The organism is Sphingomonas xinjiangensis (genome assembly GCF_014199255.1).
Lineage (GTDB): Bacteria > Pseudomonadota > Alphaproteobacteria > Sphingomonadales > Sphingomonadaceae > Sphingomonas > Sphingomonas xinjiangensis.
On the sequence record NZ_JACIJF010000001.1, the window covers coordinates 521,791 to 533,548 of the forward strand.

Consider the following 11,758-nt stretch of genomic DNA (forward strand, 5'->3'; position numbering starts at 1 on the left):
ATGCAGGCCCGGGAACGTCTGCTGAGGAAGCGCCCGCCACATGCTGCAAGTCGATGCGAAATACGGTTTCACGCTGGCGGCAGGAGAACCCTTCCTGTTCGAGGTGCAGTTCAAGGACGGGTCGAACAACGTCCTCGACTTGAGCGACCGTGAGTTCGTCCTTTCGTTCTACCGGGCCAATCGCACCGCAGAGCAGAAAATCGATGGTGAGGCTCGCAGCGATGTTGCAGGCCCCCGTTTTGAGTTTGTCCGCGACGGCAGCTTCTCCGAAAGCCTGTACGCGAACCGCAACGGCACGATTGAGCTCGCCGAGCGCCTGAAGAACGGCAAGAGCGTCATCTTTCAGGGCAAATACACGATCACCGAGAGCGCGCCTGGTGTGCTGTCGTATGGCAATACGGTCATCGGACGCGATGGCGTGCGCCTTGTGCTGGTGGAGACCGTCAAGGGCTTCCAGGTCACGCAGTCGCAGTATGATTATGTGGCGGGCAACGTGGTGCCCGAGCCCGACACCACCCCCGACGCCTTCAGCATCACGCCGGTAACCGGAGCAGCGCGAAACACGGCCACGGATAGCGCCGCCTTCACGATCACCGGCATCGACACACCGGCAAGCTGGACGGTAGCTGGCGGCACGGCTCAGGTCGCGGATGGAGCGTTCGCCAGCAGCGGCACGGTTAGCAACGGCCAGGCCATGCGCGTGCGGCTGAACAGCTCGGCCAGCTACAGCACCGTGGCGAAGGCGACGCTGACGGTGGGCGGCGTGTCGGCTGACTTCAGCGTGACCACTGCGGCCGCTCCTGTGGTGACGCCGTCGCCTACCCTGTCCCTATCCGCTCCAGTCACCGTCAGCGAGAGCAACAGCGGCACCACGGCGTTCACATGGACGCTCACCCTCAACCGTGATGGCTCGACCGCAGCCTACCCGTACAGCTGGGCTGTGGCGGGCTCAGGCGCGAACCCGGCCAATGCGGCGGACTTCGGCGGCACGTTCCCGAGCGGCAGCGGCACGTTCGCGGCGGGCGAGACAGTCAAGACCATCACCGTGCTTGCCAGCGGCGACACTGCTGTGGAGCCCGACGACACGTTCACGCTCACCGTCACGGCGGCGGGGCTGAATACCGTGACGTCGACGGGCACGATCGGGAATGACGACAGCACGCCGGTTGATCCGACACTGCCCACCTACACTCTTTCGGCCCAGACCACCTCGGCCGTTTCTGCGATGCAGGCCAAGGGTTACACGCCCGCGCCTGCGTATCAGCGCTTCATGGACAATCAGTTCAAGCGGCTCGCCGCTTCGGACAAGCACACGCCGGTTCTCACCGACCTGTCGCAGCTTTGGGTTGCCCATCCCGGCGACGCGCTGACGAACCTTGTGTCACCTGGCACGCTTGACCCGGTAAAGGTGGGCGCTCTGACGTGGACCAGCCCCGTTGCTGGCCTGAGCGTCGCAAACCCGCTCGGCAATGTCATCGGCTACTCCACCGGAGCCGACACCGCCTACATCGATACGACTGTAGGCTACGGCACCCTGACGCCGGGTGACGCCACCTTTGGCTTCTACAAAAGCTATTCGCCAGTGGGCACCGTTGGCGACATGGGCGTTGCTGACGGTACTGGCGGTGCGTTCATCGTAGCTCAAAGCAACAATAACAGCAGCACGTTCAATGCCCGTGTGTTCTCAGCAGCACTAGGTGTGACTGGTACTGCCGCTGATTGGCACAACACCAACTGGCACGCTGTTCGTTCGGGCGCAGATGGTATTGCGGCGTGGCACAACGCCAAGAAGGTTGCGACTAAGACCGGGCTCGGGACCGTTGCACCAACCAACGGCGCGCTGACCATCCGTCAGCTTATGGTGAACGGCTTCAGTGGCCACAGCGCAGCGGGACATCTTGCTGGGTTTGTTGCCAAGAAGGCGCTTACCGATCCGCAGATGCGGACACTCTACCGCGTCGTGCGTAGCTGGGTCGAGGAAGTAATCTGGGGCTCGGTCAACTGGTACGACCCAGGCTTTGCGCCCGAAAAGACCAATTATGACGTGATCTGCTACGGCTTCACGATCCAGTCCGTAATGGCCGCGCTTGAGGCCAAGCGGCAGGGCTTGGACGTGGCGATGGTAGGCGGCTGGAATGAAACCAGCCGCTCGCATATCGGCGGCATGAGCGCTAACGGCTTGGGCGAGTTCGACGTCGATCACCCCGAGACGGTCGGGGGCCTGATGAGGACCATGATTGTGCGGGCTCGTGCAATTGATGGCGCTACCGATACCACGCTCAAGTTCAATCCCGGCTCGATGAACAAGGTGCTGCGTCAGGCTTTGGCGCAGGCTGGTATCCCCATGTACGCGACTGGCGCGATGCCGACCGCCTGTTCGCGCAGCAATGGCGTGTTCACGCTTTCCATAGGTGACGGTCGCACGTTCACATCCACGTTCCTCGAAGATAACTCCTACGAGGGTGACGCAATCGCATTGCTTCCAGTGCCGACGATCTTTGGCCGTCAAGCGGCAGGGACCGGGACCGACGCCCTTGACGGCTTCCGTGGCTCGCTGTCTGCCAATGGCGGCAACATCAACCAGTTTGCCACCAACCCGACCGGACCTGGTGCGCTTTGGAACATCGACCCGTTCATCGTCCCCGGCGACATCAACAGCGGCCCGCTTCCCTTCGTGGCTGGCCCGATGCCAAACACTCCTGTTGGCATCGCGGACACCAAAACGCAGTCGTTCAACTTCCGACAGACGTGGACGAACGTGAAGGCGAACCAGATTCCGTGGGATCAGTTCTTCAACGGCGTGCCACCCGAGGGCTATAGCGCCGCGAATTATGAGGCCATCGGTCGGCAGGCGGCTTTGATGACGGCGGCAGGCGTAACCATGGCGCTTCGCGAGTGCATGAAGGTTTCGACGCTCTACAAGGGCAAGACCGACGTGAACAACCAAGGTGGCTTGTCTACCGACATGATGGGATCGGGCACCGCCTACGTCGCTGCTGGCCGCAGTGCAGCCGGACGGCTTCAAGTCCTCAAGAACGTTCGAAACTACATCCTCGGGCTGATCTACTACATCCTGTACTCGGGTGATGCGCGCTTGCCGACGAGCATGGTCACAGCGCTGCAAGCCTATGGCTGGCCGGACGATCACTACAACGAGCCGGGTGTGAACGACATCCCGAACTTCCCCGGTTGCCTCTACGTCCGTGAATACAACCGGATGGCTGGTGGTATCGGAGGCGCGTTCTGGACCGGCAACGACGCCACGGCGGCAGACGGCCAAACGCCTCGCGTTTCGGCCCGCACCGTGGCAGCCGCAAGCTACGCGCTCGATAGCCACCACATGGAGCGGTACTACATTCCCATCAACGCGGCTGATCTCTCGCAAGGGTACAAGCTCTGGCTTGAGGGCAACATGTTCTCCGCGATGGGCGGGGCAAACGGGTGGACGCCGGTTCCTGCTGAAATCACGATGCCCGATGCTTCCGTGATGCCGAACCTCGCAACTGCATGGTCGGTCGCTGGCAATCACGTCATGTTCGGCACCTACCGAATGGAAGGGTGCTCCGGGCAGACGGCGCAGATGCACGGTCTAGGTATGGCGGTCGCGAAGACCCGAGGTGTCACATTGCAGGATGCCATGACGACCTACTACAGTGACGTTGTGGCACTGGCGCAGGCCACGCCCGACGCGGTTAAGCCCTTCATTCCCGCCACCACCTAGGAGCGATGACCATGCGCCTACTCGCCTGCCTCGCCGCGCTCCTGCTGAGCAGCTCGGCCCCCGCCCTCGCCCAGACGGAACACCGCGTCATCGGCGCCGACCCGACGCCGCGCTACATCGTTTGTGCAGGACACACCCTCGTCCTCCGCAAGCAGATGGGTCGAGACCTGAACAAGGACGGCAGCCGAAACAAGTCGTTCACTGTCTGGATCGATCGTCAGAACGGCCGCGGCTTCGCGGTGGACGGCGCAACCAAGCTGCGGTTTGTTGGCAGCCCGCACGGCAAGGGCTGGGTGTACGCGCCCGTCGACGCCAAGCCGTGCGCCAAGCCGACGCCGGAGCCGGTGACGCCGACTGCCAGTCCTGCACCCGCGCCCATCGCCCAGGCCAAGCCTTCCCGCCCGCTCTTCGGTGCGAACCTCTCAGGCGCAGAAGCTGCTGGCAACGACGCCATCCGACCTAGCCTGGACGACTTCAAGGGCTACATCGAGCGCTACGGCTTCCAGCTGATCCGCTACCCGTTAAAGCTGGAGCGGATGACCCCGGCTCGCATTGAGGAGCTGAAGGCCAACGTCGCCTATGCCCGATCCAAGGGTGTGCCGGTGATCCTCGATCGCCATGACTACACGTGGCGCAAGCCCGAGGTCATGATCGCTGACTGGACCGCGTTCGCTCGCAACTTCCCCGATGATGGCTCGGTTATCCTCGACCTGGTCAACGAACCTCGGGGTTTCGATGACCCTGTCGTCACGAACGACTGGATGCAGTGGATCCGCGACAGCAAACTCATCATCGCTGGTCTGCGCAAGAATGGTATCCGCCACCCCATCGCGCTGGAATATCCCGGCTGGTCGGCCACGTTCCGCTTCGACAAGGGCGAGAGGCCGGGCAAGGCTTGCGAGAGCGCCGGCTGTGCAATCGACCGGGACAAGAGCGGGCCGTTGGACCCGATCAACCGGACTTACATCAACGGCCACCGGTACTGGGACAAGGGTTCCAGCGGCACGAGCATGTCATGCGACATCACCTGGGGGCCTACTAGCGGTTTCGACGGATTTGCCGCCCAGCTCCGCAAGCGCGGTCTGAAGGCCTACATCACCGAGGCAGCATTCGGTGCGAGCCACGGCGTGAAGGGCAATTGCAAAGGGATCGGCGCCGACGCGATAGCGCAGATCAAGGCGAACTCGGACGTGCTGCTAGGCGTTACCTGGTGGGGCGGCGGCCGCATCTGGCCAGAGAGCTACCTGTTCAAAGTCGAACCTAAAAAGGCGACGCGATTCGAAGTTGAGGTCACGCCCTTCATTCGGCAACTTACCGGGCGGGATTGATCGTTGCGCAGCGCACAGCTCCTTCTTCCAGGCTGCGGGACCGAGAGGCACCACGCGCTAATTTCGTTTAAGTAGAATCAGCGAGCCTTCGGTCACGAAAGGTTTACCGCTTCGAGCCATTAGCGACCGCAGAAAGGTCGCCCCACATGAAAACTCAGAACTCACGCAAGCTCGCTGTATTCTCGGCTGTGTCTGCCTTTGCCCTCGCAGTTTCTGCAGTAGCTTCTCAATCGAACGAGAGCGCCGGGATCTTGTTAACGCCGGCGGCCGCGCCTGCACCCGCCATGCAAGCCTCGAAAAGCGGCCCTTCTGTGACGTTGCCGGTTGCATCGGCGGTTAGCTCGGTACCGAAGCAGACTGTTGCAGTCGCAAAAGCCGCTCCTCTCTTCGGCGCCAACTTGTCCGGGGCGGAGGCGAACGGCAGTGATGTTCTTCGTCCGTCGCTTTGGGACCTGCAAGGCTATGTCGAGCGCTACAACTACAAGCTAATCCGCTATCCGTTCATCGACAATCGAATGACGGCAGCTCGGATCGTCGAACTGCGCACCCTTACGGAGTACGCCCGTAGTAAGGGGGTCCGGATGATCCTCGACAACCACACTTACAAGTGGAAGTCGGTCCAGGAGATGGTCACATTCTGGACTACCTTCGCGCGCAACTTCTCCGATGACGGCTCCGTGATACTGGATCTTGTCAATGAGCCTAGCGGCTTCAACGATCCTGTGCTGACAAATGACTGGATGCAGTGGGTACGAGATTCGAAGTTGGTGATTGCCGGGCTGCGAGCAAACGGTATCAAGCACCCCATTGCTTTGGAGTACCCGCAGTGGTCGGCGACCTTCCGCTTCGACAAGGGTGAGGCAGCTGCGATGGCGTGCGAAAGCGCTGGCTGCGCCCTGGACAGAGACAAAGGGGGGCCTCTCGACCCTCTGAACCTTACGTACATCAACGCTCATCGCTATTGGGATAAGGGTTCGAGCGGAACAAACGGAACCTGCGACCTGACATGGGGGCCGACCAGCGGGATCGACAGCTTCGCGGCCCAGCTGCGTAAGCGTAATTTAAAAGGCGTGATCACAGAGGCGGCGTTTGGCTCCAGCTACGGCACTCACGCAACCTGCGCAGAGATGGGCAAGGACGCCATTGCCGACATCAAGGCCAATGGCGACGTCCTCCTGGGTGTCACGTGGTGGGGTGGCGGGCGTATGTGGCCGGAGAAGTACCACTTCAAGATCGAGCCCAAGAAGGACACGCGGTTCCAGGTTGAGGTCACGCCGTTCATCAAGCAGCTGCGGGGCGACTGAGGTATAAGTACGGAATAGCGCGGTAAGGCTTCGTTAACCATTTGGCGAAGCAATATGGACACTGACTACTTCCACCGACGAATCGCCGCCGCACGCTTCGCCGCCATGCGGGCAACGACGATGAAAGCATTCCGAGCGCACATGGACATGGCGCTTGCCTATGAGCGCCAGCTGCACCGCGCTGCGTAGCAGCGGGCCGCGCAGCTTCGTAGTTCTGCGCGGCCCGTTACCGGTTGCGGCTTTCCAGGAGGGCGCCCCTGGAAAGCCGGGCAATCATTGCGCCTCGAAGCGTAACGCTACGATGAATAGAATGGGGGTTGAGAGCTTGCGCCTCATCATGACACTGCCGTGCACCGTCGCGCGAACGCTGGATCTGGGGTAGATTGAGCCGAGCCGCAGGGGGATGAAAGCGGCTCGGCTCTTCTTGGAAAGGGCGTTTGGAGACCCGCTAACTGTATAGCGCCGGTCAAAGCACTCAGCCAAATCGGATTGAGGACTTTTTTGCCGGAGGGTGGTGTCACAAAACGCTCCGACAACGTCTGCTTGCCGCACTTTGCTATTGGCTACCGCCGTACCACGACTTGATCTGCCGGTCTCGCGGCGGCGTTGCGCGCAAGTTCATCGCATTGAGCAGCCATCAGCTCATGGCCGGCCTTAGCGAAAAGATCTTCAGCGCTTTTTGCGGCCTTTCGTGCCGCAATAGCGCGTACCTTAAGATTCTTAACAGATCCGCAATCGGACATTGTGCTTCTCCCGTAAGCGGGAGCTTTCCAGTGCTCTCAGTTGCCGCATGCTTTAGATAGCTGGCAATATCGAGTTCTCTACCACGTAAAGTGCTACTGAGGTACTATATAAAATCAGGTAGTACCCGGCGGCTGATCCATGAGGCGCCCGAACTCACCTGCGAGGTCGAGATCCGCTATTGCCCTCGACCCACCCAAACCAAATCTCGACTCGACGAGCGGGCATACCGGCTAACGTTTGATGGAGCCGACTGGCGTCGTCCCTTTCCAGACCTCACATGTGGGGCAGTCTGGATCTTCGCTCGCCGCTTTCAACGCCTGATCGTCATTGTCTGCGAGCAGATCTTTGCCCTTGACGATTTTGCCGGTCACTTCGCCCCGTTTGTAGACCCGATAATGCCGCATCTTTCCCAACATTTGCGGGCGGCTACCTGTTTCCTACTTAAGCCTCAAGGGGGTTACGTAGTAACCCTTAAAGCCGCAGCAGACCTGCGTGCGAGGTCGGTGCGACCCCGTTGGGCCGCTCCAGCTTCCAACGACGCCCGCAGGTGTGCCCGGGCCCGAACTGGCCTGCCGGGTGTTCTTGTCGCATCGCCAGCCACTTATTCGGCCGCTGGTGACCGGTAGCGTTGTTGCTCCCCCGATCTGCGCGGAGCGATTTAATACCACTCTTCTACTTTCACACCCAGACGGGCACCCGCTACACTGACGTTGACGGGACTGATCTCGCAGGGCCAGTCGACGCACGAAGGCAGGCGATCCAGACCTGCGGTCAGATGATGCAGGAGGCGCCGGAAGGGTTCTGGGGCTCTCGGCCATGGAGTGTGACCGTCACAGACGCGGTGGGATTGGTGCTTTGGGAAATCTCGATCGATGGTCAATCCTCGGCAGCTACGATGACCATGGACTGACGGCCGGAGTCGAGATTGCCTGGCGATCCCTAGAGCGCCGAGGCCAGCGAAGCCGGGAAGGCGCCGGCGGCAGCGGCTTCAGCGTCTCCGCATGCACCCCATAGAACAGAAGCAGTTCTGGAGCCGGTGACCTAACCGTCCCGTGCTTTTAGGCATGCCGTGTGCCAGCTTGTCGATTCCATCCAATACATTTCCAGCTTGTTTCCACCCAATGCGGCGGGCTTCGGCCCCTACAGGGATAATGTACTGCCATCCTGGCCCGGTCTCACGCCCCCCTGAGACCGGGTCATCTCTTTAGCGGCATTGATCTCGCAGGGCCGTCTGGACGGGGTCGCACTGCACAATTTGCATGACGCTGAACGCTTCCGTCTGACGGACTGCCTTATCGCTCCTGCCGCGCCGAAGAATTCGAAGCCAGATCCGCGACATTGAAGCTCTCCTGCGATTGTCGATGAGCAAGCTGAGCATCAAATGTTACCCCCGCATGTCCATGCCGTCTGCTTAACGAGATTTCGGACGAGCTGGGCGCGGAGCGGGTCATACCTCACGGCGGCAGTCCCCTGTCCACCGGCATGTCACCCTCCCGCCATGCCCTACACCCAACCCACCGCCGACGAGTTCCGCAAGCGCTTCCCCGCGTTCGCAGCGGTGCCAGCGGACACGATCGAATACTGGCTGCAGGACGCGCGCCTGATCGTCACCGAAAGCTGGGCCGAGGTAGACCGCGCGCCTGCTGAGATGACCTTGGCCGCGCACAACATGTCCGAGAACGGCGTCCTCGGCGGAACCGGCGCTGTAGGCGACCTGCGCACCATGGGTGTAACCGACTTCAAGTCCGCCAGCATGTCGGTGAGCTTCGACAGCTCGGTCGGCGTGTCGACCGGGTACAAGGCCACCCGCTACGGGCGCGCGTTCGAGGTGTTCCTGCGGCGCAACGTCGGAGGCCCGCGACTGGTAGGCACGCTCAGCCCGGGGTGGTGCGGATGAGTGACGCGACGTTCGGCATTCTACTAGCCGCTGTGCCCTGGGGCATAATCGCGCTGCGCCTGATCTACTGCATGATCTTCTGGCGCACCTATGACGAAACCTGGGCCTGGATCCACGAGCGTCACCGGCTGACTGGTGAGGAGCGGCACATTCAGAAGGTGCAGGGCGTGCCTATGGCGCCGCCGCCGAGCCCGCCCGGGTCACCAATGCCCTCCAGGCCGTCGCGCTGATGCTAGCCGATGCGTTCGCAGAAATTGCGGTGGCCATTTCAGGCGCGGTCGGTGGTCCGTTTCACGCGGGGCGGCTGCACTGGCCTGGGGTGCCGGTCGTGGACGATGGCGGATCGATCATCGAGCCCGGGGAGCCGGTCGAGGTCGATTGCATGGTCCAGATTGACCAGGTGACCGAGGCGATGCGGCAGGAGGCGGGATACACCGATCGTGACGTCCGCATGCTGGTGCTCGCGCCGGGGTTGGAGCGCCGCGTCGACACGGACGCCATCGTGGAAGTGCTGCCTGGCGCCTTCGTGCCGGCCAATCATGTCGGGCTCTGGTCCGTCGCTTCTAGCGCGCAGGACGTGCTTGGGTTCGCTTTTGATGGGCGGGGGCGGAGGGCGTGACTTGCCACTGAAAGGGCACAAAGCTCACCTGCGTCGGCTGCGGAAGCTAAGCGGGGCTGGCTTGGATAGCGTCGTCGGCAAGGCACTGTTCGTTGCCGGCGAGAGCATCGCCGTGGAGGCGCAATTGAGCATCACCCGCGGTGCCGTATCTGGCAAAGGCCACACCCCGAGCTCCCCCGGTGAGGCTCCCAACAACGACACCGGTCGCTTGGCAGGCCAAATCGAGGTGCTTCAGAAGAGTGACAAGCTCGTCGTTGTAACCAGCGAGGCACCGCACAGCACGCCTTTGGAGTTCGGCACGTCCCGCATGGCCGCGAGGCCGTTCATGCGCCCTGCACGCGACAAGATGGCTCCGGAAGCTCAACGACTTGTGGCTGATGCCGTAGACCGCTTCTCAAGGAAGTCGCGAGGATGATGGGACTACAATACCATGCGCGCCGCGCCCTCCTGACGAGACTGAGGCGTGACCCTCTGCTGACCTCCCTTGTCGAGAAGGCCGGTATATATTCGCAGAAGGTGCCTGCCCCGGAGAGGCGCCTAAGTCCCTTCATCAAGACGGGGGTTCCGCAAACACTACCTCGCACGGCAACGTGCCTGAATGGCGCGAACATCAATCTTCCCGTGGATGCGTTTGCAGGCCCGCGCAAGAGCGGCACGACCGTCCTAGAAGAGGCGGAGGACCATGCAGAGCGTATCGGGATGGCGATCGAGGGCGCGCTGCACCTGCAGGGCGAAACGGTTGACGTTGACGGCCACCCTCTCCGCCTCACCTACCGGCTGACCGACATCCGCCTATTCCCGGATGGAGCCGAACTCGACGTGTTCCACTATAGCTGCCTGGTGAACGTCAGAGCCGTTGCCGAGTGAGGCCGGTGGCGGTATCGTGGAGCCGTGTCGGACCACATCGCCCTAGCCATGTTGCGCCAGTTGCTCCGCATTGATGGGATCGACGCAGACGACATCAACGCGATAGCTGATGACCTGAAGTCGGAAGGGCGTGACATGGACGCCCACCGTGTTCGGCTAACCCTCATGGAAGCGTTTGCCCCATCGGAAAGCGAGTGGCAGGCCGAGCGCGCGCGCAAGATGATCCGCGAGCGCACCGCCTACATCGCCCGTGACGGCGGCAACGCCCCGGAGTAGCCGCCCATAGTCTCCGCGCTGGATATCCAGCGGAGACACGCGCGTGAGCTACCCCAACGAACCCGATTATGTGGTCGTCCGCCGTGAGGACCCAGATTCCCCCGGCACCTTCGACATCGTCTGCGGCATTGAGTCCGCTGGCTTGAACCAGACGGCGAACACGTCGGATCGCTTCCGCCGTGACTGTGCCGCTCCGGCAGACGTGGCGACCCGCGCCGTTCGTGTTACCGGCATCCAGTGGGATCTGACCGGCACCGGCGTCATCAACATGGACGAGTTCGAGAACATGCAAGCGGCTTTGGGCAACCGGAGCAACTGGCGTGTCGAATACGGCAAGTACGATGATGCCGCTTCTATTCCCCGCACCGGCACTATCTTCGGCTACTACACCGGCCCCGGTGTGCTGACCGCGTTCAACACGAACGTCGGCGAAGATGGCACGGCTGAGATCACCATCGCGGGCGAGAACCGCCCCGTCTGGACCACTGGCACGCCGACCGCTTGATGGACACTGCGGTCACCCTGGCATTCGGCGACGGCAGCTACACGTTCTGGCTACCCATGGCGCGTATCGTGGAGGTGGAACGCCTTTGCGGCGACAAGTCGATCGTCGCCATGTTCGAAGAGTTCGGCGCGGCGATCGGCCTAGAGCGCGACACCGACGTCGCCCGCTTCATGGGCTTCGGCTCGGCTCGTATCAAAGACGTGTACGAGGTGATCCGGTGCGCTGCCATCGGCGGCGGCGCTTCCCCGATCGACGCGAAGAACCTAGTGGACAACTATGTCGATGGGCGGCCCTACGCGGAGACAGTCCCGGTGGCATGGGCCATCTTGAACGCCGCAGTCATGGGCGTATCGCTCAAAAAAAAAGCGCCGGAAGCCGAACCGAACGACATGAGCCGTTCCGAAAGGGAACCGTCGTCGTCAACTGCAACCACCTCGGCTTAGCTTTCGAGCGCTGTTCTCTCAGCACCTATTGGGAGGCCATGGAGGCTCACAACG

At 61.9% G+C, this 11,758-nt stretch carries 14 protein-coding genes; 13 read left to right on the forward strand and 1 reads right to left on the reverse strand.

All coding sequences use genetic code 11. From position 1 onward, the window contains the following. The first annotated feature begins 40 nt into the window (after positions 1–40). From FHT02_RS02735 to FHT02_RS21835, 4 genes are all read left to right on the forward strand, one after another. The gene (locus tag FHT02_RS02735; RefSeq protein ID WP_184083942.1) at positions 41–3,721 is read left to right on the forward strand and encodes an FAD-dependent oxidoreductase; all 3,681 of its coding nucleotides are present in this window, start codon (positions 41–43) and stop codon (positions 3,719–3,721) included. Positions 3,722–3,726: 5 nt separating this feature from the next. Further along, the gene (locus FHT02_RS02740; RefSeq protein ID WP_184083944.1) at positions 3,727–5,049 is read left to right on the forward strand and encodes a cellulase family glycosylhydrolase; all 1,323 of its coding nucleotides are present in this window, start codon (positions 3,727–3,729) and stop codon (positions 5,047–5,049) included. Positions 5,050–5,195: 146 nt separating this feature from the next. Next, positions 5,196–6,353, forward strand: coding sequence for a cellulase family glycosylhydrolase (locus FHT02_RS02745; RefSeq protein WP_184083946.1), 1,158 nt, complete (start codon positions 5,196–5,198; stop codon positions 6,351–6,353). Between the two features lie 54 nt (positions 6,354–6,407). Continuing rightward, entirely contained in the window at positions 6,408–6,542 is a 135-nt protein-coding gene (locus tag FHT02_RS21835; protein ID WP_281393010.1) for a hypothetical protein, read from the forward strand. A gap of 785 nt (positions 6,543–7,327) precedes the next feature. On the opposite strand, the gene FHT02_RS02750 is transcribed toward FHT02_RS21835, so the two are convergent. After that, positions 7,328–7,513, reverse strand: a complete 186-nt coding sequence (locus FHT02_RS02750) for a hypothetical protein (protein ID WP_184083948.1) — start codon at positions 7,511–7,513, stop codon at positions 7,328–7,330. Positions 7,514–7,728: 215 nt separating this feature from the next. Here FHT02_RS02750 and FHT02_RS22170 point away from each other — a divergent pair, with 215 nt between their 5' ends. The 9 genes from FHT02_RS22170 to FHT02_RS02790 all read left to right on the forward strand — a co-directional run bounded on the left by FHT02_RS22170 (position 7,729) and on the right by FHT02_RS02790 (position 11,704). After that, positions 7,729–8,007, forward strand: a complete 279-nt coding sequence (locus FHT02_RS22170) for a DUF6894 family protein (protein WP_425506407.1) — start codon at positions 7,729–7,731, stop codon at positions 8,005–8,007. 588 nt (positions 8,008–8,595) lie between these two features. Then, positions 8,596–8,994: a DUF4054 domain-containing protein gene (locus FHT02_RS02755; protein ID WP_184083950.1), complete on the forward strand. Its 399-nt coding sequence runs from the start codon at positions 8,596–8,598 to the stop codon at positions 8,992–8,994. Continuing rightward, positions 8,991–9,224, forward strand: a complete 234-nt coding sequence (locus tag FHT02_RS02760) for a hypothetical protein (RefSeq protein ID WP_184083952.1) — start codon at positions 8,991–8,993, stop codon at positions 9,222–9,224. Before FHT02_RS02755 ends, FHT02_RS02760 begins: the two co-directional genes overlap by 4 nt. Positions 9,225–9,253: 29 nt before the next feature. Further along, positions 9,254–9,613 carry a hypothetical protein gene (locus tag FHT02_RS02765; RefSeq protein ID WP_184083954.1) on the forward strand — a complete coding sequence of 120 codons (360 nt, stop codon included), beginning with the start codon at positions 9,254–9,256 and terminating at the stop codon, positions 9,611–9,613. Further along, positions 9,591–10,028, forward strand: coding sequence for an HK97-gp10 family putative phage morphogenesis protein (locus FHT02_RS02770; RefSeq protein ID WP_343056803.1), 438 nt, complete (start codon positions 9,591–9,593; stop codon positions 10,026–10,028). The genes FHT02_RS02765 and FHT02_RS02770 overlap by 23 nt, the downstream gene beginning before the upstream one ends. Beyond that, entirely contained in the window at positions 10,028–10,480 is a 453-nt protein-coding gene (gene gp17, locus FHT02_RS02775) for a tail completion protein gp17 (protein WP_246352164.1), read from the forward strand. Before FHT02_RS02770 ends, gp17 begins: the two co-directional genes overlap by 1 nt. Before the next feature lie 24 nt (positions 10,481–10,504). Further along, positions 10,505–10,756, forward strand: coding sequence for a hypothetical protein (locus FHT02_RS02780; protein WP_184083960.1), 252 nt, complete (start codon positions 10,505–10,507; stop codon positions 10,754–10,756). 43 nt (positions 10,757–10,799) lie between these two features. Next, entirely contained in the window at positions 10,800–11,261 is a 462-nt protein-coding gene (locus FHT02_RS02785) for a phage tail protein (protein ID WP_184083962.1), read from the forward strand. Further along, positions 11,261–11,704 (forward strand): gene transfer agent family protein, encoded by a 444-nt coding sequence (locus tag FHT02_RS02790; protein ID WP_221239248.1) that lies wholly within the window; start codon positions 11,261–11,263, stop codon positions 11,702–11,704. Before FHT02_RS02785 ends, FHT02_RS02790 begins: the two co-directional genes overlap by 1 nt. Positions 11,705–11,758 lie beyond the last annotated feature (54 nt).

Bases quoted from the DNA above. Each gene is read 5' to 3' on its own strand.
- FHT02_RS02760 (WP_184083952.1), top strand. From the start codon at position 8,991: ATGAGTGACGCGACGTTCGGCATTCTACTAGCCGCTGTGCCCTGGGGC.
- FHT02_RS21835 (WP_281393010.1), top strand. From the start codon at position 6,408: ATGGACACTGACTACTTCCACCGACGAATCGCCGCCGCACGCTTCGCC.
- FHT02_RS02750 (WP_184083948.1), bottom strand. From the start codon at position 7,513: ATGTTGGGAAAGATGCGGCATTATCGGGTCTACAAACGGGGCGAAGTG.
- FHT02_RS02790 (WP_221239248.1), top strand. From the start codon at position 11,261: ATGGACACTGCGGTCACCCTGGCATTCGGCGACGGCAGCTACACGTTC.
- gp17 (WP_246352164.1), top strand. From the start codon at position 10,028: ATGGGACTACAATACCATGCGCGCCGCGCCCTCCTGACGAGACTGAGG.
- FHT02_RS02770 (WP_343056803.1), top strand. From the start codon at position 9,591: ATGGGCGGGGGCGGAGGGCGTGACTTGCCACTGAAAGGGCACAAAGCT.
- FHT02_RS02755 (WP_184083950.1), top strand. From the start codon at position 8,596: ATGCCCTACACCCAACCCACCGCCGACGAGTTCCGCAAGCGCTTCCCC.
- FHT02_RS02740 (WP_184083944.1), top strand. From the start codon at position 3,727: ATGACCATGCGCCTACTCGCCTGCCTCGCCGCGCTCCTGCTGAGCAGC.
- FHT02_RS02735 (WP_184083942.1), top strand. From the start codon at position 41: ATGCTGCAAGTCGATGCGAAATACGGTTTCACGCTGGCGGCAGGAGAA.
- FHT02_RS02745 (WP_184083946.1), top strand. From the start codon at position 5,196: ATGAAAACTCAGAACTCACGCAAGCTCGCTGTATTCTCGGCTGTGTCT.